The sequence below is a fragment of the Demequina lutea genome (genome assembly GCF_013409005.1).
GTDB lineage: Bacteria > Actinomycetota > Actinomycetes > Actinomycetales > Demequinaceae > Demequina > Demequina lutea.
The window spans coordinates 2,862,906-2,879,743 of sequence record NZ_JACBZO010000001.1 but is presented as its reverse complement, the minus strand read 5'-3'; the positions used below and the strand labels follow the sequence as shown (position 1 = coordinate 2,879,743).

General features: G+C 68.0%; 21 protein-coding genes. 8 read left to right on the top strand and 13 right to left on the bottom strand.

The window, feature by feature from the left end; all coding sequences use genetic code 11:
* Positions 1-146: 146 nt before the first annotated feature.
* The gene (locus BKA03_RS13885) at positions 147-494 is read left to right on the top strand and encodes a hypothetical protein (protein ID WP_062075147.1); all 348 of its coding nucleotides are present in this window, start codon (positions 147-149) and stop codon (positions 492-494) included.
* A 475-nt stretch (positions 495-969) separates the two neighbouring features.
* Here the strand turns inward: BKA03_RS13885 and BKA03_RS13880 are convergent, their stop codons facing one another.
* From BKA03_RS13880 to BKA03_RS13840, 9 genes are read right to left on the bottom strand one after another with little or no spacing between them, the layout of a single operon-like run.
* A complete protein-coding gene (locus BKA03_RS13880) occupies positions 970-1,683 on the bottom strand; it encodes an energy-coupling factor ABC transporter permease (protein ID WP_062075146.1) in 714 nt (237 codons plus the stop codon).
* A 13-nt stretch (positions 1,684-1,696) separates the two neighbouring features.
* Entirely contained in the window at positions 1,697-2,530 is an 834-nt protein-coding gene (locus tag BKA03_RS13875) for a DUF6390 family protein (protein WP_062075145.1), read from the bottom strand.
* Positions 2,527-3,456 (bottom strand): EamA family transporter, encoded by a 930-nt coding sequence (locus tag BKA03_RS13870; RefSeq protein WP_062075144.1) that lies wholly within the window; start codon positions 3,454-3,456, stop codon positions 2,527-2,529. Before BKA03_RS13870 ends, BKA03_RS13875 begins: the two co-directional genes overlap by 4 nt.
* Entirely contained in the window at positions 3,453-3,761 is a 309-nt protein-coding gene (locus BKA03_RS13865; protein WP_062075143.1) for a HypC/HybG/HupF family hydrogenase formation chaperone, read from the bottom strand. The genes BKA03_RS13870 and BKA03_RS13865 overlap by 4 nt, the downstream gene beginning before the upstream one ends.
* 5 nt (positions 3,762-3,766) lie before the next feature.
* Positions 3,767-4,294 carry a hydrogenase maturation protease gene (locus BKA03_RS13860; protein ID WP_083971599.1) on the bottom strand — a complete coding sequence of 176 codons (528 nt, stop codon included), beginning with the start codon at positions 4,292-4,294 and terminating at the stop codon, positions 3,767-3,769.
* Positions 4,291-5,598 (bottom strand): Ni/Fe hydrogenase subunit alpha, encoded by a 1,308-nt coding sequence (locus BKA03_RS13855; protein WP_062075141.1) that lies wholly within the window; start codon positions 5,596-5,598, stop codon positions 4,291-4,293. Before BKA03_RS13855 ends, BKA03_RS13860 begins: the two co-directional genes overlap by 4 nt.
* Positions 5,595-6,476, bottom strand: coding sequence for an NADH-quinone oxidoreductase subunit B family protein (locus tag BKA03_RS13850; RefSeq protein WP_083971596.1), 882 nt, complete (start codon positions 6,474-6,476; stop codon positions 5,595-5,597). Before BKA03_RS13850 ends, BKA03_RS13855 begins: the two co-directional genes overlap by 4 nt.
* Positions 6,477-6,480: 4 nt before the next feature.
* Positions 6,481-7,374, bottom strand: coding sequence for an FAD/NAD(P)-binding protein (locus BKA03_RS13845; protein WP_062075140.1), 894 nt, complete (start codon positions 7,372-7,374; stop codon positions 6,481-6,483).
* Between the two features lie 18 nt (positions 7,375-7,392).
* Positions 7,393-8,568 carry a 4Fe-4S dicluster domain-containing protein gene (locus BKA03_RS13840; RefSeq protein WP_062075139.1) on the bottom strand — a complete coding sequence of 392 codons (1,176 nt, stop codon included), beginning with the start codon at positions 8,566-8,568 and terminating at the stop codon, positions 7,393-7,395.
* A gap of 180 nt (positions 8,569-8,748) precedes the next feature.
* On the opposite strand from BKA03_RS13840, the gene BKA03_RS13835 reads away from it, so the two are divergent.
* The 4 genes from BKA03_RS13835 to BKA03_RS13820 all read left to right on the top strand — a co-directional run bounded on the left by BKA03_RS13835 (position 8,749) and on the right by BKA03_RS13820 (position 10,917).
* The gene (locus BKA03_RS13835) at positions 8,749-9,507 is read left to right on the top strand and encodes a DUF6308 family protein (protein ID WP_062075138.1); all 759 of its coding nucleotides are present in this window, start codon (positions 8,749-8,751) and stop codon (positions 9,505-9,507) included.
* An 89-nt stretch (positions 9,508-9,596) separates the two neighbouring features.
* Complete coding sequence (locus BKA03_RS13830) at positions 9,597-9,887, top strand: type II toxin-antitoxin system TacA family antitoxin (protein WP_062075137.1); 291 nt, start codon at positions 9,597-9,599, stop codon at positions 9,885-9,887.
* A gap of 9 nt (positions 9,888-9,896) precedes the next feature.
* Positions 9,897-10,445: a GNAT family N-acetyltransferase gene (locus BKA03_RS13825; protein ID WP_062075136.1), complete on the top strand. Its 549-nt coding sequence runs from the start codon at positions 9,897-9,899 to the stop codon at positions 10,443-10,445.
* Between the two features lie 61 nt (positions 10,446-10,506).
* On the top strand, positions 10,507-10,917 hold the full coding sequence (locus BKA03_RS13820; protein WP_062075135.1) for a hypothetical protein: 411 nt from the start codon (positions 10,507-10,509) through the stop codon (positions 10,915-10,917).
* Between the two features lie 57 nt (positions 10,918-10,974).
* Here BKA03_RS13820 and BKA03_RS15755 read toward each other — a convergent pair whose 3' ends face one another.
* Positions 10,975-11,253, bottom strand: coding sequence for a hypothetical protein (locus BKA03_RS15755; RefSeq protein ID WP_062075134.1), 279 nt, complete (start codon positions 11,251-11,253; stop codon positions 10,975-10,977).
* Positions 11,254-11,278: 25 nt separating this feature from the next.
* On the opposite strand from BKA03_RS15755, the gene BKA03_RS15750 reads away from it, so the two are divergent.
* The gene (locus BKA03_RS15750; RefSeq protein WP_062075133.1) at positions 11,279-11,575 is read left to right on the top strand and encodes a TetR family transcriptional regulator C-terminal domain-containing protein; all 297 of its coding nucleotides are present in this window, start codon (positions 11,279-11,281) and stop codon (positions 11,573-11,575) included.
* A gap of 348 nt (positions 11,576-11,923) precedes the next feature.
* On the opposite strand, the gene BKA03_RS13805 is transcribed toward BKA03_RS15750, so the two are convergent.
* From BKA03_RS13805 to BKA03_RS13795, 3 genes are all read right to left on the bottom strand, one after another.
* A complete protein-coding gene (locus BKA03_RS13805; protein ID WP_373366736.1) occupies positions 11,924-12,415 on the bottom strand; it encodes a transposase in 492 nt (163 codons plus the stop codon).
* A gap of 205 nt (positions 12,416-12,620) precedes the next feature.
* Complete coding sequence (gene nhaA, locus BKA03_RS13800; RefSeq protein WP_062075132.1) at positions 12,621-13,874, bottom strand: Na+/H+ antiporter NhaA; 1,254 nt, start codon at positions 13,872-13,874, stop codon at positions 12,621-12,623.
* The gene (locus BKA03_RS13795) at positions 13,871-14,902 is read right to left on the bottom strand and encodes a DUF4862 family protein (protein WP_083971589.1); all 1,032 of its coding nucleotides are present in this window, start codon (positions 14,900-14,902) and stop codon (positions 13,871-13,873) included. Before BKA03_RS13795 ends, nhaA begins: the two co-directional genes overlap by 4 nt.
* 353 nt (positions 14,903-15,255) lie before the next feature.
* Between BKA03_RS13795 and BKA03_RS13790 the strand changes: the two genes are divergently transcribed.
* Positions 15,256-16,299, top strand: a complete 1,044-nt coding sequence (locus BKA03_RS13790) for a TRAP transporter substrate-binding protein (RefSeq protein ID WP_062075131.1) — start codon at positions 15,256-15,258, stop codon at positions 16,297-16,299.
* A 32-nt stretch (positions 16,300-16,331) separates the two neighbouring features.
* Positions 16,332-16,838 carry a TRAP transporter small permease gene (locus BKA03_RS13785; protein WP_062075130.1) on the top strand — a complete coding sequence of 169 codons (507 nt, stop codon included), beginning with the start codon at positions 16,332-16,334 and terminating at the stop codon, positions 16,836-16,838.

The following is a 16,838-nucleotide window of genomic DNA, read 5'->3' as shown; positions in this document are numbered from 1 at the left end:
CCTCCCGCGGCCCTCCCGCGGCCCTCCCGCGGCCCTCCCGCGGCCCTCCCGCGGCCCTCCCTTCCGCACCGGAATGAGCCTGTGAGTTGGCGCACAATTCTCTGAGAATGGGGCTCAAGCGCGCGATGCGTGCTTAGCCTGGAGTCATGAATCCTCTCAATCGTCTGCCAGGCCCCGGACCCCGCGGAGAGCGCGGCGGCGTCGATTTGTTTCACTTCGTTGCCGCGTTCTTTGGAGTCGCAATCATGTTGCTCGCGGTGGCGGCCGTCGTGCTCTTGCTGTGGAACTCCTTCAAGGTGCGCACCGAGGTGCGGGCGTTGCGCAACGAAGTCGCGCGGCTGGGTTCGGCCGCCGGAGCCGCGACCGCGGTTCCGGGTGCTCCCGCTGCCCCGGTATCCGCCGCAGTAAATACCAAGACCCTGGCCGTCCCACCGGCGCCCGCAGCCAAGACCCCGCGCGCGCCCAGAAAGAAGCCCTCCGACTCGGTCGAGTAGTAGCCACCGAGGCGACCCCGTCCTGGCGGACCATGCCCCTTTCGCCGGACGGGGTCGCTTTCTGTCCGGAGGCTTTTCACGGAGAGTCGCGCACGCCGACGAGAACGTGACGTGGGGCCTCCGCAGCGGGACCCCGTGGGGCGACCGTAGGGCGAGACGGCGCCCGTGGGACCACTTTCGCGCTGGGGCACATTCTCGTGCCGCGACCCATTCTCATGCCGGGGTACAGAGGAGCGGGCGGGCCGCTGAGGGAGGGCCCGCCCGCTCCTCTCCAAAAATAGTCACTCCTGACACGTTGCGCGAGCCGCCAAATATGGGGTAGTCGCGAAAGATTCATCACTGTTCGCGCGGGAGCCACGCGCAAAGTCGGCCCTAATCGGCCTCGGTGGGGTGCCTCGCGACTGCGAAGGGCGCGCAACGGTAGCGTCCCGACTCATGTGCCGACGCGACGGCGCTTACCTGGATAAGACGGCGCTTACCGGGATAGGACGGGCACGCGCTGGCCGATCTCCGCGGCGCCCTCGATGCGCACGACCGAGCGCCCCCAGGCCAGGCCGGCAGCGACGGCCACACCGGTGACGAAAGCCTCCAGCAGGCCCCACGCGGCATACCGCGGCAGCAGATCGCCGAGGGTTGCCTCGGGCGCTCCCGTCACGGCCCCGAGCGTGGTCACGCCGCCCACCGACACGAGCGAGACGAGCGTGAGAGCGGACGCCATGACGCTCAGCCAAGCCCCGGCGGCAGCGGCCGATGCCTTGGCCAACGCCGACGGTTCCTCTGCGTCTCTGTGCAGCCTCGAGGCAACCGCGAGGGCGCCTCGATATGCGCCGTAGCCGACCAGAATGCCCACGACTCCCATGACGAGCATGTTTGCGCCCAGCGTGGCGGTGCCACCGTCGTGCCACAGGAAGGCCTCGAGCGCCAGCGCCGTTGCCATGGTCATCATCGCCAGCCACGGCCCGATGGCGATGGCGAGCAGCGTGCCGCCAATCAGGTGGGCGGTGTACGGGCCGTACAGGGGCACGTCGGCGAGGTGAGCGATCAGGAGCCCTGCGGCTCCGCCGAGCGCCATGCCTAGGCGGGGCCGGCCGCGCCGCACCTCGTGCATCGACCAGGCGAGCGCGCCCACCGAGGCGGCTCCCGCCACCACGAGCGTCGTCGGGTTGAGAACTCCATCGGGCATGTGCATGATCCCTCTCCTCTCAAGCGAGCACCCTCGCGGGTGCGGAGTAAGCGCAGGAGCCCACGGCTGCGAGTTCGGTCGCGGTCGAGCTCCGCAGGTGGGCCAACTCGGATGGTCCGAGCCGGTCGCAGACCCAGTCCCAGTGCAGGGACACCCAGTCGCCTGGCTGCACGGCCTCGGCGAGCGCGTGGCCGTCGCGCCGCAACCGCGCGGTCTCCGCCGCGGGCGGTCCCAGCGCCAGCAGGCGCCCGTCCCACGTGAGGCTCCTGCTCGAGACCACCGCGGTGTCGCCGTGGATTTCGGCCACGCGGCCCCAGCGGATGCGGCAGCGGTCCAAGACGTGGAGCGGCGCGTCGCCCAGGCCGCCGTGGAGCAGTCCCACCCACGGATAGACGCCGAAGACGTGGAAGTTGTGGTGGGGGGTCGCTCCGGCGACGGCGGCGGCCGCGAGGCGCTCGAACTCGAGGCGCGACAGCCGGGGCCTGAACCTGGTCTCGAGCGCGTCCACCAGTGGCCGGCCGCCGCAGCGGGCGAGCTCGGGTCCGCCAAGCCAATAGGTGCGCACCACCGTCGGGTCGAGCGGGGAACGGCCAAGGCGTTCGCCGATGAACTCGAGGTATGGCCAGGCTCCCTCAAATCCGCGCACCACCTCGGCGAGCGCGGGGCCCGATGCGCCGGTCGCGACGCGCTCCAGGAGTTCGTCCGCGCGGTCGGGCCCGCAGTAGCCGCGCTCGTTGGGTGGGAACGCGTAGCGGCCAAACAGGATCGCGCCGTCGGTCTCGGCGGGCACCCTGCGAGGGTCCGCTGCAGAGGAGCCGGGAGGCGCTTGTGCCCGATGCTCGGTGGTCGTCATGTGAGGGCTCGCTGCTCGACGGGGACAGGGACGGGCTTGGGCGCGAGCCACACGAGCAAGCCACCCGCGGCGAGGAGCGCGAGCCACGGCGCCTTCGCGGCCAGCGGCGCACCGTCGAAGACGCCCGCGAGCACCGCGGTCACGATGGCGCCCAGCACCAGCACGGCGGTGACGTCGACGGCGGGCGCGCGCCACAGCGCCTGGTGCCACGTGAGCACGTAGCCGGCAAGCAAAACCCCGGTGAGCGCTACCCACGCCCATTGCGAGGAGGTGTGGGGCATCACGCCGCCGAGCGCGCCGGTCGCGGCGGCCCACGCGAGCAATGCGAGGGAGCCTCCGCCCATACGCACTAGGGACACGGTCCACGGCGTGATGCCAACGAGCAAACGCTTGGTGGCGACGATCTCGACGGCCCACATCAGGGTCGCGGCGCCGATCATGACGATGCCGGCGTCGGGGGCGAACGAGACGGCGCCGGCGAGCCCCAGTTGGCCCAGCAGCAGCAGGGCGATCGCGGCACCGTGCCACGGCGTGAACTTCTCCTTGAGCAGCGGCACGGCGAGCAGCGCGACCCACACGATGAGCGTCTTGTGCAGGAACGCGGCCTGAGTGGACGCCGTCGAGGCGAGCCCGCCGAAGAACAGCACGAACGGCACTGCGCCACCGAGGATCGCCACATACAGCAGACCCCACCATTGTCGGGGCCGGGAGGGGCGCGTGAGGGATACCGCGTCGGCCCCGCGGAGGCGGCGCGCGGCAAGGAAGATTGCGGCGATGACCACGGCCGAGGCGGCGTTCTTGGCGGTGGTGTACGCGGTGGGGTTGCCGTAGGCGGCCACGCCGCTCGAGTTGACCCAGATGGACACTCCGGAGATCACTGCCGTGCCGGCAGCGAGTGCGAGGCCGCGGTTACGGGTGGGGGTCATGGCGCCATCTCCTGGTGGTGTGGGGCGGCCGATGCCGCGGGGTCGGGGTTCGTGTTGTTGGAGTTCGTGTTGTCGGGATTGGTGGCACGGATCGCCAGCGCGTCGATCGCCCGCGCCTCGGAGATCCGCTCGAGCGCGAATCCGGAGTGGATCACCAACCAGTCCCCCGGCTCGATGTCGTCGTCGGCCATGGTTATGGCGAGCACCTCCTCGCGTCGGCCTGCGTAGTGAACGGCACCGTTCTCGACAGACGCGTGCTCCACCACTGCGCGCCCGCCCCTGTGCACCTCGACCACCTTCGCCACCGCCCCTAGGCACATGTCCCGGCCTCATATCCTTTGGTGGAGCTCCCCTTGGTGGCGATGCCGGCGCTCGCGAGTTCGGCGCACACGGCGGCCACAGCGTCGTCGATGCTCGCCTCCACCTTGGGCGACATGGGCCCGTGTTCGAAGGTGGTGGACTCGATGCCCACGATCGCGACGTGCTCCGGAAGCGTGCCGAGCGTGCGCGACAATTCGACCGCGCCCGCGACCCCGAAGGCGTGGCTGCCCCCTCGGCCCGCCGCGGCAAAGGCATAGGTGGGCAGCGGCGCGTCGTGGGTGCCCGCGCGGCGCACGGTGACGGTGCCTGCGGCGACGCCACCCGAGATCATGGAGTCGACAAGCACGACGACGTGGCGGCCGTGCCACGCGTGCACCAGGGCGGTCGGGTCCTCCCTGGTAAGCACCTCGACGCCGTCGCCAACCACCCCTCGCACCCGCTCGGCGACGGCGGCGCCCACGGCGTCGTCTCCCCTGTCGGGCGAGCCGAGGCCGATCACCATTGCCGGGGCTTTCATGATCGCTTGATCCTGAGGTCCAGGAAGTGGGTGGCGCAGGAGATGCAGGGGTCGTAGTTGCGGATCGCGGTCTCGCAACGGTGCGAGAGCGTGTGATCGTCGAGGTCCACCCACTGCTCCGCGGCGAGCCGCAGGTCCGCCTCGATGCTCGCCTGGTTTTGAGACGTGGGGGGCACGATCTGCGCGTCCAGGATCACGCCGTCGGCGTCGATCTTGTAGCGGTGCCAGATGGTGCCGCGGGGAGCCTCGGAGGCGCCGATGCCCTCCCCGGCCCTGGGCGCGACCGGTACCGAGGGCGCGTGGCCGTCGGTCCACAGGTCGATGATGCGCAGCGCCTCCTCGAAGGCGTAGGCCAGCTCCACCGTCCTGACGATGATCGACTTGAACGGGTTGCGGCACGTCTCACCCAGCCCCGCCTTGAGGGCGGCCTCTTGGCAGCGCGGGCTAAGTTGGTCGAAGTTGAGGCTGTAGCGCGCGAGCGGACCCACAAAGTACTTCTCGCCGTCGAAGCTCGCGTGCAGGGCGTTGGAATGCTCGACGTGGAACTCCTTGATGTGCTCGCCCACTTGGGCGACGGGGAACCGCACGCCGGAGGTCGCGACGATCTCGGTGCCGCGCTCGAGCGGGTACCAGTCGGGGTGGCGCAGCGAGACGTAGTTGTAGTCCTGCTCCATCTCGGGGAAGTCGAAGGTGGACACGAGCTGCACCGCCGCGAGCGCGTCCTCGAGCCCGCGCTCCAGGTCGGGCTTCAGACCCTCGAGCTCGGTGAGGGTGGGCATGCGATAGAAGCCGCCCACCTTGACGTTGACCGGGTGGATGGCGCGCCCGCCGACGAGCTCCATAACGTCGTTTCCCGCCTTCTTGAGGCGCAGCGCCATGTTGACCACGTCGGCGTGGTCCTTGGCCATCTCCAGCACGGAGTCGTACCCCAGAAAGTCGGGCGCGTGGAGCATGAAGATGTGGAGGGAGTGGGACTCGATCCATTCGCCGCAATACAGCAGGCGGCGCATGAGCTGGATCTCGGCGGTGGTGGTCACGCCGCAGATGGTCTCCATCGCCTCGGTAGAAGCGCTCTGGTACGCGACGGGGCAGATGCCGCAGATGCGGGCGGTGATGTCGGGAGGCTCCGTGTATTTGCGGCCGCGAAGGAAGCCCTCGTAGAAACGCGGCGGCTCGAAGATGTTGAGCTTCACCGAGACCACCTTGCGGTCCTTGATCTCGATGTGCATGCCGCCTTCGCCCTCGACGCGGGCGAGCATGCCCACGTTGAGCACCTGCCCGCCGTCTTTGAGCTGGTGGGTCATGACGCGCCTCCCGCGGCCACCTTGTTGCTGGCCGCCTCGAACTCGGGGGCGCCCGCATTGAACGTGCGGTAGACGCGCACGATGTCATCCCAGCGCATGCCGAGCTTGCGGAGTTGATGGGTGAGCGAGTCGGTGTTGGTGCTGTCCTGCGGGCCGAAGCATCCGTAGCATCCGCGCCCGTAGGACGGGCACAGGGCGCCGCATCCGGCCTGCGTCACGGGGCCAAGGCAGGGCTGCCCGGAGGCGATGGGCACGCACACGTTGCCCTTGAGCTTGCATTCGACACACACCGAGTAGGTGGGGATGCGGGGCTTGCGGCCGCCGAGGAACGCGGCGAGCACCTCGACGAGTTGCGACTTGTCCACGGGGCAGCCGCGCAGCTCGTAGTCGACGTCCACGTGGGAGGCGATGCCCGTAGAGGTGTCGAGGGTAGACAGGTACTCGGGGTGGGCGTAGACGATTGAGCGGTACTCGTCCACGTCGGCCCAGTTGCGCAGCGCCTGGATGCCGCCGGCGGTGGCGCAGGCGCCGATCGTCACGAGGGTGCCCGATTGGGCGCGGATCTCGTGGATGCGCTTGACGTCCTCCGGGGTGGTGATGCTGCCCTCGACGAGCGACAGCTCATAGGGGCCCTCGACCACGGCGCGGGTGGCCTCCGGGAAGTACGCGATGTGGACGGCCCCGGCGATGCTGAGCAGCTCGTCCTCGCAGTTGAGCAGGCTGAGCTGGCAGCCGTCGCAGCTGGCGAACTTCCAGACGGCGAGCTTGGGGCGGGCGGGCGCGGTCGGGGCTTGTGACGCGTCGGCGTCGCCGTGGGTGTGCGACCCGTCGGCGCCTTCGTGGGTGTGGGCGGGTGTGGTCGTTCCTGGGTCAGTCATGTCGTCACAGCTCCCTCACGGTCATGAACGGCTTGACGCGCGCAAAGTCGAGCACGGGCCCGTCGACGCAGATGAACAGCTCGCGCAGTTGGCAGTGGCCGCACAGGCCGACGCCGCACTTCATGGACCTCTCCATGGACAGTCGGATGCGCGTTTCCCGCACCCCGCGGCTGGTGAGCGCCGTCGCCGCGGAGCGCATCATCACCTCCGGCCCGCACACGAACGCATACGACCGTCGGGGTTGGAAGCCGGCGCGGGTGATCAGCTCGGTGACGAACCCGACCTTGCCCTTGTACCCGTAGGGGGCGTTGTCAACGGTCATCTGCACGTTGACGTCGTTGAGGTCTGCCCACCGGCGCATTTCGGGCCCGTAGAGGATGTCGTCGGGGGTGCGGGAGCCGTACAGCAACAGCACCTTGCCGTAGCGATCGCGCTCCGCGATCACGTCCAGGATTGCCGGTCGCAGGGGTGCCAGCCCGATGCCGCCGGTGACGAAGACGATGTCGTTGCCCGTCGCGTCGGCCACGTCCCACGAGGTGCCGAAGGGGCCGCGGACGCCCACCTCGGTGCCTGGCGGGGCGTTGACGAGGGCGCGCGTGACGGCGCCGACGTTGCGGATCGTGTGCTCGAGCGGTGCGGGGCTGCCGTCGCTCCGGATACCCCGCGGGTCGCCCGAAATCGAGATGGGCACCTCGCCCACGCCGAACGCGTGGAGCATCGTGAACTGGCCGGCGCGGAACATGATGGGCTCGCCGTCGACGGGATCGAGTAGCAGCGTGAAGGTGTCGCGGGTGTCTTGGCGCACCCGCGAGATGGCGTAGCGCCGCGGGACCATCGGGTCTGCAACTTTCGCAAAACCTGCGCTGTCAGTGACCCCTGCATCGGCCGTCGTCGTCATCGCCTGTCGCCGCCCGCCCTACGTCATTGCCGCGCTTGCTTTGGAGCCGAGGCCGCTCATGCGGCCCAGGGCCGCCGCCTCCTCGGTGATGTCGATGCCCGCCGGGCACCAGGTGATGCAGCGGCCGCATCCGACGCAGCCGAGCATGCCGAACTGTTCCTCCCAGGAGGACAGCTTGTGGGTGATCCACTGGCGATAGCGGGCCTTGGTGGACTCGCGGGTGGGGCCGCCGTGGACGTAGCTGAACTCGGAGGAGAAGCACGAGTCCCACACGCGGTGGCGCTCGGCGTTCTCACCGGTCAGGTCGGAGACGTCCGACACCGTGGTGCAGAAGCAGGTGGGGCACACCATCGTGCAGTTGGTGCAGGCGAGGCAGCGGCTGGCGACGTCGTCCCAGCGGGGGGACTCGGCGGAGACGCGCAGCACGTCGTGGACGGACTTGCGGTCGATGCGACGGGTCTGGCGGGCGGCCGCGGCGTCGGTGATCTCGATTGCCTGCGCCTGGTCGTGGCCGGTGCCCTCGCCAGCCTCGATGGCGTCGGCGACCTCGCGGCCGGCATCGGTGCCGATCTCGACTACGAAGTGGTGGTTGTCCTTGTCCAAAACCTCGGTGAACAGCAGGTCGTAGGCCGGCTCGCCGGTCTGGGGGTCGGTGGCGGCGGGGCGCGGGCCGGTGCCCATCGAGGCGCAGAAGCACGTGTCGGCCGGCTCGCCACAGGCGACGGCGATGACCAGGGTGCCGCCCCGTCGAGCCGTGTAGTGGGCGTCCTTGTACTGGCGGCTCGAGAGCACCCGGTCGTGGATCTGGACCGCGCGCAGGTCGCAGCTGCGCACGCCGAGCAGTGCCACGGGGGAGGCCTTGAGGGTGTCGCGCTCGACGGTGAAGTGGCCGCCCTTCTCGTGGTCGCGGCGGCCGCGCCACACGACCTCCTCGGAGGGGAAGAACACGGGCTTGGAGGATTGGGCGGGGGCGGCGAAGCCGAAGTAGGCGCCGTCGTCGCGCTCGGTCAGGCGGTAGTTGGCGGGCCCTTGGGTATCGCCGACGCCGTGCGGCAGGTCGGCGATCGAGCGGATCTCGTCGGTGACGATCGCATCGCCCCGGCGGGTTGGCCCCATGACTCGGTACCCGCGGGTTCGCAAATGTGCAATGAGCGTGCCGAGATCCGCTGCTGTGAAGATCCGGATGTCGCCCATGACATGCCTCCGTTTTTGACGTTAGACCCGTGGAGGAAGCCGGAAAGGGACGTACGTCCCGACGGCGATGGGTCCGACGCGAAGGGCGCGTGTGTCAGGCTTTGCGGTCGGCGACCCATGCCGTCGGCGCCGGTGAGCGGCGACCGTGCGCGCTATCCGCGCGTCTGCCACGCTGGGGAGATGACCACCGAAGAATTTACGTGGGCCGAGCTTGATGAGGCCGATTTCAAGAAGGCCCGCGACACCATCGTCCACGCGCTGGAGGTCGCCAACCTCGCCGCGTACTACCGCAGGTACGGCAATTATGCGGGGGTGACCTTCACGGACATCGAGCCCAACGATCCGTATGACCTCACGGCGTCAGACCTCCACGCGGTGTCGATGTTGTCCGTCACCGTAGAGCCCGCCGCGACTCGACGCCTGTTGGAGCCCAGCATGCTTCGCGAGGTGGTGCTGCACGCGCTGGCGCATGTGCCCGTGGACGTGAGGCTTGAGGACGCCAAGATGGAGCAGTTGGAGCGAGCCTGGAATCTTCAGGCGGCGCTCAAGGAGGCTCTCGCTCCGTACGGTGCCAACAAGAGCAACTGCTGGGTGACGGCTTCGAAGATCTCGGCCCGCAAGCGTCCGCTGCTCATCCCCGTGCGCGACAACGTGGTGGGCAGGGCGCTCGGCCCTGCCGCGCTCAAGAGCGCGGGGGTGTACTGGCAGCTCATGGCCGACGCGCTGAGGGATACCGCCGTGCAGGACGCGCTTGTGGAGGCTCAGAAGAGGGTCGAGACCTGCGTCGTCACCGGCAAGTGGGGCAGCAAGGTAGGCACGGAGCTGGGGCCGGTAGAGCTCGAGACCAACCCGATGCGCCTCATCGACGTGGCGCTGTGGATGGCGCACGCCAAGGGGAAGGCCGTGCCACTTGAGCCTGAGGAGACCGTGACCGAGTAGGCGTTGTGGGGCGACGCTGCTCTTGTGCACGACACGGGGACCGCCGTACACTGTCCGTACGTTGCCCCGGTGGCGAGAGGAGCCGTGCCATGTCAACCGACACCACTCAGCCCAAAAAGGACCAGCGCTTCGAGTTCCGCACCAGTACCGCGGACCGCGAGCTGTTCGCGCGCGCGGCCGACGCGGTGGGCACCCCCATCTCTACCTTCGCCAATGAGCAGTTGCGCATCGCCGCGCTGCGGGTGCTCGCCGATCGCACCGAGTTTGTGCTCTCGCCCGTCGAGGCGGCGTTGTGGGATGAGATGTGTGAGCGCCCCGCCCGTGACTTGCCCGATGTGCGCGCGCTGCTTGCCCAGCCAAGCACCTTCGTCGACGAGTAGGCGGATCGCATGACCACGCCACCCGCAGGTGAGGGTGCGGGGATCCCGCCGTCGTACGTCGTTCCCTCCCTGCTGCGCAGGGATCATGTGCTCGAGGGCTTTCGCTCGCGTTCGGCGGAGCAAACCCAGTGGCTCGTCGGGCAAACTGTCGGATCCCACGGCGGGGGCTTCACCCGCACATTCGTGGTGGTCGAGAGCGGAGCCAGCGACGTTGTCGCGTACTACGCGTGGACCATGGCGGGGCTCGGCTTTGAGGCGGCGCCCGTGCGTGCGGCAACGGGGGGCGGACGGCATCCCGTGCCCGTCGCACTGCTTGCGCGCCTCGCCGTCGACGAGCGGCACGAGGGACGCGGGCTTGGAAGAGCGCTCCTGCGGGATGTGGTCGCGCGTACGATCGACGTCGGGAGTCGCATCGGCTGTCGTGGGCTGCTGGTGCACTGTGAGACCGAGCAGGCGCGCGAGTTCTACCTGCGCCACCTGCCCTCGTTCGAGCCGAGCCCTAGCGACCCGATGCACCTGGTGCTGCTCATCAAGCATCTGAGACGGGCTGTGGGGTAGCGGCGACTTGGGCGCGGCAGTGCGCCCCTGGGTCACCTCGGAGCCGTGCCAGACTTCGAGCATGGATCAGAACTCGGCTACCCCGGCCGCGGCTGACGAGTCGCGCGCAACCGGCGTCAAGACCATTGGTCCGGTCGTTTGGCTGCTGATTTTCGCCTGGGGGTTCCTGACTCCGACGCTCGCCATGTACGCCGTGGGCTACTCGCACGGAAACTATCTCATCAGTGTTCTCGTGTTCGTCCTGATTCTGGGCGCCACTATTGTGTTCTTCCTCCCCAAGGGCTCCCTGTTCATCTCCAACAAGGCGGTGGGGCTCGCGGCGCGGATCGCGCTCAGTGCGGGGCTGGTCGCGCTGCTCGTCGTGAAGGGGCTGCCCGTGTGGGCCGTCGTGTATGGCGTGCTCGCGGTCGCCCTGCTCGTGGCCGTTCGGCGCATTCCCGCCACCCTTGCTGCGCCGGCCGCCTCGGAGTAGCCGGTGGCGGTCGCGCTTCGCCGGGTGCGCGTGCCTGCGTCGCGGAGCGCCGCTAGGTCAGGAGGCGTCGCCCTTGATCGCGCCCACTCCGCCGGCCGCAGCGCACCTGATGATGGATCGAGCGCCACTCGTCTTGTCCCACGCGGCCTCGCCAAAGCCCGAAGCGCCGGCTGCGGCGGTCTGCACGGCCTGCATCACGATCTTGGCCACCTTGCTTTGCGACTTCTCACCGAGCAGCATTCCGAAGACGAGCGGCCTGGCACGCTCCGCATCGCGCACCTCGATCCCGTGCAGCTCCGTGGCGGCGAGCACGTACAGGGCGCTGCTCGCAAACACGCGCGGATCGCTACAGGTACGGGACGTGGACCTCACGGTGGTGGCGTTCAGCGTGTGGACCGAGTCCACGCGCAACGCGGAGGTACGGGCTCTCGTCGCGCGCAACGACGACGCGGTACGTGCGTGTGTAGCCGACGCGCTCACTCGATGGCGTGATGCGGGGAGGCTCGCACCCGAAGCCGATGTTGCGGCGCTCGCAACCGTATTCTTTGCGACGGTGCCGGGGCTGCTGGTGCAGTCGCACGTGCTTGGCTTCGGGGACTGGGGCGCGCCGCTGGACGAGCTCGAGGCGCTGTTGACTGCCGCGGCGCCGCGGACGTAGGTGAGGGCTTGCGGCCCGGTGGCGTCGAGTTGTTGAGACGGTAGCGTCGTCGATAGTCGATAGTCGATAGTCGATAGTCGAGAGCGGGGACAACGATGTCAGGCTTCGCAGTCGTCGACCTGGAGACCACCGGGTTCGCCTACAACCACACGGACCGCGTGCGCCCACGGCCGTGTCCAAGGGGTACTCGTACACCTTGAGGATCTGCTTCATCATTACGGCCATCTGAATCCCGCGCCTTCACGCGGCGTCCAGGTGATCTTCGCCCATGCCCCTCCGGGCAAAGTGCCGCAGGCTCGCAATGCATGGAGTCGGTGGTTGATCGGGAATCGGCGCCCCTTCGGTGGGTTACGGCTTGTGACGCTTGATGTCCACTAAAGCACTTGGCTGTGACAGGTCGTGGCCGATGGTCAGGGTGACCAACGTGGCGTCCACATCCAAGACCACAACCCCGCCCAGGTCGCTGCCGCCGACCTGTGAGGTTGGCAGCTTGGGCAGTTGTTCCCACACGTGCCGGCGGACCCTGGCCCGGACCACCTCGATCCGCTTTAACGCCGCCGGCGTCAACTCGTCCAGGGCACGCCACACCGTCGGTGCCGATGCGACCGGCCCGAGCACCTGACCTTGGTGGCGCAGCACGTGGATGTCGCCGATCGCCTCACCACCGTCGGCCAGCATCACCGCCATATCAACCAGTACCTGGCCCCGTTGATGAACGGGAACGAACGAGCGTCTCGCGATGGCCCTGCCCAGGTCCTTGGTCAGCCCGGTCCGGTCGGTCAGCAACCCGACCGCGATGCTCCCGGCATGGGTCACCACACCCGTTCCGTCAGCGGACACGGATAAGGCGGGCAAAGAAGTCGGTGGAAGCGGAAACCCAGACCGGCTGGTGCTGTCCGGAGGGTGCCAGTACCTGTCTCGCGAAGTTGGCAGTGAACATGAACGGCTACAACTGCAGGGCGGAATCCAGCAACCAGAGCACCCGAGTGCTGTCTGGACGCCGCGTCGCGCCCGTCACAGTCCTGGTCAATAGGGGCTGCGGGCGTCAGACGCTGGGGACCGGCTCCTTGTTCGCCGCCTGAAGGCGCCTGTGCACGCGGGAGCGCCAGGTCAGCAGGATCCCGCCGAGTGCGGTGGACGTCAACGAACCGATGAGGATCGCCGCCTTGACGTGCGCGCTGTGCGGGGAGGTCGGGTCGAACGAGAGTTCGCCGATCAGCAGGGAGACCGTGAATCCGACGCCGGCCACGACGGCCACAGCGAACAGGTCCAGCCACTTCACGGTTGGGTCAAGGTTGGCCCCTGTGAGCTTCACGAGCAGCACCGTGGCCAGCAGGATCCCGATCGGCTTGCCGAACACCAGACCGAGGGCGACGCCCTGAGCAGCGGGGTCACTTGCGGCGTTTGCCAGGGCGTGCGGGCTCATGCTGACACCGGCTGCGAACAGGGCGAAGATCGGGACGGCAAGGCCTGCTGAGACGGGGCGCCAAAGGTGCTCGAGGTGCTCCGCGAGGCTCATGCGTTCATCCCCGCGGGCCAGTGCCGGGACGGTGAAGCCGAGGATCACGCCGGTAATCGTGGCTTGGATCCCGGAGGCGTGCATGAAGCCCCAGGCCGCGATCGCGAGCGGGACCAGCACCCAGGCGGTCATACCGCGTCGGCGGACGAGGACCGCGAAGAGCGTGATCGTGAGAAAGGCCGCTCCGAGCCAGGCGAACTTCAGGTCGTCGGCGTAGAAGATCGCGATGACCACGATTCCGAGGAAGTCGTCGACCACGGCAAGTGTGAGCAGGAACACACGCAGCGCGGTGGGCAGTCTTCTGCCGAAGATGCTCAGGACGGCGACGGCGAAGGCGATGTCGGTGGCCACCGGAATGGCCCAACCAGCCATCGCACCGCCTGCGCTTGTTGCGTTGATCAGCGCATAGATGGCCGCAGGTGCGGCCATGCCGCCAACCGCGGCGAGGATCGGGACGATCGCGGTGGAGGGTCGACGGAGTTGGCCGTCGACCATCTCCCGTTTGAGCTCGAGGCCGACCACGAAGAAGAAGATCGCCAGCAGACCGTCTGTCGCCCACTGGGCGAGGCTGAGGTTGAGATCCAGCGCGGCCGGGCCCACGACGATGTGGCCCAATGCGTGATACCCATTACCCCAAGGAGAATTGACCCAGACCAGTGCAACAACTGCGCCCGCGAGTAGCAAGATCGCACCGGTGTTCTCGGCGCGCAGGTCGACGGCGAAGCGGCGCTCGCCGCCTGGGGTCAGGCGGCTAAACAGGTTCTGTGGTCGCCTGGTCATGCGCGTCTCCCAGATGGGGTGCGAGGCGTTTGGGCTGGGGGGGTCCCGGCAGGCACCTCTTCGGTCGGTGTCAGAGGCACGTGCACGCGGCCGAGGGCAACCTGGTCAAGGGCGGCGCGGACGACGGCAAGGCGCGCGTGCACACTCGCATCCTTGGGGCGCATGGAGATCTTGACGGCGATGCGCAGCACATCACCGGCCGCCCGGAGCGTCGCCGAGATCTCGTCGGGACCCAGCAGCGAGGCCGACGACGCCGCAAGCGCAAAATCGTCACCGCGCGGCGGGATGTGCGCGTCGCTCCAGGCCGGTCCCCACGGCGTGCGGACATCGCTCGCACCCGAGAACACGAGGGCGCGCAGGACCCCAGCCTCGACCGCCGCCTGCACGTGCTCGACCGCGGTCTGCGCGCTGCGGCCTTCGATCGCCGAGCGACCCCAGTTGATGCTCAGACCGAGTTGGTCAGCGCCGCCGCCGACTGTACCGACCGCGGCGATCTCGTCCTCGATCGGTAAGAAGCCCTTGGCCGCGATTTGCCCCGGAATGAGGGCGTCGCAGTGCTCGACCAGCACCTGTGCACCCGCGAGGTCCCACGCCAAGATCTGATCGAGAGAGCGGGCGAACGCGTCCCGCGAGCCGCCCGCGGGCCCCGGCGCGCTGTGCACCTGGATGGCGACAACCCGACGCCGGCCGTGCTCGTCGGCAAGCCGCAGCGCGAGCTCCCGTGCCCGTGCGACGTCGGCCAGCGCGCGCGAGCGCCCCACCTCGTCGGCGGACGCGAGGCCGTACGCGGGCTCGGAGCCGAGCCGGCCCATGACCGTCGGGATGCACGTGACCAGCAGGTCCCACGCGGGCTGCACATTCCGCGCGATCCACGAAGGTTCGAGCGAGGGTGCGTCCTCGAGCGGGAGAGGCAGCTCGAGACCGCCCACATCGAGTTCGGCGACGCCTGCGTAGAACGTCTCCTCGGCCGCAGGGTCTGTGGGCGCCATCGCGTAGGCGCCCAGCAACAGGTCAGCGTGTGTGGCCATGGTTCCTCCGTCGTTTAGACAAAGTGCTGAGGCTCCCCGGTCATCGAGCCCGGTCGCGACACCGGAACGATTCCTGGGGCACTCGGGACCGGTTGACGAGCCCGAGCATTGAAACTACTATTCCATAGGACGGAAGTAAGTTCCACCCAGCGGACCGGCATCGAAGCGAGCCAACTCTTCGCGAAGATGCCCCGGGTGTCCGTCGGTACGCAGGATCTCGACGCATCAAGATCATCGGCAACACCAGGCGCTCACAATTGAGTGAGCCGAAAGAGGAGTCCAGAATGACACGAAACAGAGTTGTTTCGGCAACACCAGGCGCTCACACGAATGAGCCGAAAGAGGAGTCCAGAATGAGACGAAACAAAGTTGTTTCGATCGCCGCGTTGGTCGGGGCGACCGCACTCGCACTTGCGGCGTGCAGCGCTGGCGCGCCAGCCGCCACCCCCAGTGGGTCCAGCACTACGGCCGCTGCTCCGGTCGCGACGACGGTGTTCAAGGTGGCGTTCAACCAGCCCGAGACGCACCCGGAGTACATCGCCCTCAAGGCGATGGGTGAGCGCCTCAAGCAGCGCACGAACGGCGCCTACAGCATAGACGTGTTCCCGAACGAGACCCTCGGCGCGCAGGCGGACACCATCCAGTCGGTCCAGTCCGGCACCATCGCCATGTCCGTGATTGGCGGTTCGCTACTCGAGAGTTTGAATCCCGACTTCGTGGTCTTCGACCTCCCGTACGTCTTCACCTCGCAGGCTCAGCAGCGCGCGGTGACGAACGACCCGGCGGTCGTCTCGGGTCTCTATTCGTCGCTTGACAGCAAGGGCGTGCATGTGCTTGGCGCGTTCTACGGCGGGGTTCGCAACGTATACAACAAGACGAAGCCGATCAACACGCCTGCGGACCTCGCGGGGATGAAGATTCGCGTCATGCAGTCCGATACGAACATCGAGATGATGAAGCTCATGGGCGGCACTGGTACCCCGATGGGCCAGGGTGACGTCTACACCGCGATCCAGTCGGGCGTGCTCGACGGCGGCGAGAACAACGAACTCATCTACTCGACCCTCAAGCACGACGAGATCGCGCCGTACTACAGCTACACGCGCCACCTCATGGTTCCGGACTACCTGATTATCAACCCGGAGATCTTCAATGGGATGCCTGCCGCGGACCAGAAGATCTTCCAGGAGGAGCTCGTCAAGGCGATCGACCAGGAGAACACCGAATTCGGCGCCCAGGTCGATGCCGCCATCACGGCCGCCAAGGCTGCCGGTGCGAAGTTCAACGAGGTCGATACTGCGGCGTTCCAGAAGGCTGTCGCGCCGCTGACTGAGTCGAAGCTCACTGACGATGTCACCCGCAAGATCTACGCGCAGGTCCAGGCCGCCGCGAAGTAACCGACCGACCGTAGCCGAAGAGGTCCTCCAACATGAATGCTTTCAAGAATGCCTTGGATCGCATCCTGACGTGGGTGTGCGTAGCGCTGTTCGCGGTGCTCGTCGTCGATGTCTCGTACCAGGTCTTCGTGCGTCAGGTGCTGAACCAGCCGAGCGGCTGGTCCGAGGTGCTGGCGACGTACCTATTCATCTGGTTGGGCCTCTTCGGGTCGGCGCTTATGTTCGGCGAGAGGGGCCACATCGCGGTCGACTTCGCTGTGCGCAAGCTCCCCGAAAAGGTTCAGATCGTGGTCGCGGTCATCGTCCAACTCGCAATCCTCACCTTCATCAGCCTTGTGCTGGTGTGGGGGGGGTTCCGGGTGGTCGGCCTGTCCTGGGATCAGAACCTGCCGGGCTTGCCGGTGAACGTGGGCCCGCTCTACCTGGCGTTGCCGATCTCCGGCATCGTCACGGTCTTCTACACCCTTTACCACCTGGTCCGGATCGTGACGGGCGCCGAGCGCGCCGTCAATCTGGACGCCGAACCTGAGCTTCTGTAG

Coding starts and splice junctions, on each gene's coding strand:
- BKA03_RS13875 (WP_062075145.1), bottom strand. CDS start 2,530: ATGACGACCACCGAGCATCGGGCACAAGCGCCTCCCGGCTCCTCTGCA.
- BKA03_RS13830 (WP_062075137.1), top strand. CDS start 9,597: ATGTCAACCGACACCACTCAGCCCAAAAAGGACCAGCGCTTCGAGTTC.
- BKA03_RS13835 (WP_062075138.1), top strand. CDS start 8,749: ATGACCACCGAAGAATTTACGTGGGCCGAGCTTGATGAGGCCGATTTC.
- BKA03_RS13790 (WP_062075131.1), top strand. CDS start 15,256: ATGAGACGAAACAAAGTTGTTTCGATCGCCGCGTTGGTCGGGGCGACC.
- BKA03_RS13870 (WP_062075144.1), bottom strand. CDS start 3,456: ATGACCCCCACCCGTAACCGCGGCCTCGCACTCGCTGCCGGCACGGCA.
- BKA03_RS13880 (WP_062075146.1), bottom strand. CDS start 1,683: ATGCACATGCCCGATGGAGTTCTCAACCCGACGACGCTCGTGGTGGCG.
- BKA03_RS13785 (WP_062075130.1), top strand. CDS start 16,332: ATGAATGCTTTCAAGAATGCCTTGGATCGCATCCTGACGTGGGTGTGC.
- BKA03_RS13825 (WP_062075136.1), top strand. CDS start 9,897: ATGACCACGCCACCCGCAGGTGAGGGTGCGGGGATCCCGCCGTCGTAC.
- BKA03_RS13850 (WP_083971596.1), bottom strand. CDS start 6,476: ATGACTGACCCAGGAACGACCACACCCGCCCACACCCACGAAGGCGCC.
- BKA03_RS13845 (WP_062075140.1), bottom strand. CDS start 7,374: ATGACGACGACGGCCGATGCAGGGGTCACTGACAGCGCAGGTTTTGCG.
- BKA03_RS13860 (WP_083971599.1), bottom strand. CDS start 4,294: ATGAAAGCCCCGGCAATGGTGATCGGCCTCGGCTCGCCCGACAGGGGA.
- BKA03_RS13855 (WP_062075141.1), bottom strand. CDS start 5,598: ATGACCCACCAGCTCAAAGACGGCGGGCAGGTGCTCAACGTGGGCATG.
- nhaA (WP_062075132.1), bottom strand. CDS start 13,874: ATGACCAGGCGACCACAGAACCTGTTTAGCCGCCTGACCCCAGGCGGC.
- BKA03_RS13795 (WP_083971589.1), bottom strand. CDS start 14,902: ATGGCCACACACGCTGACCTGTTGCTGGGCGCCTACGCGATGGCGCCC.
- BKA03_RS13840 (WP_062075139.1), bottom strand. CDS start 8,568: ATGGGCGACATCCGGATCTTCACAGCAGCGGATCTCGGCACGCTCATT.
- BKA03_RS13820 (WP_062075135.1), top strand. CDS start 10,507: ATGGATCAGAACTCGGCTACCCCGGCCGCGGCTGACGAGTCGCGCGCA.
- BKA03_RS13885 (WP_062075147.1), top strand. CDS start 147: ATGAATCCTCTCAATCGTCTGCCAGGCCCCGGACCCCGCGGAGAGCGC.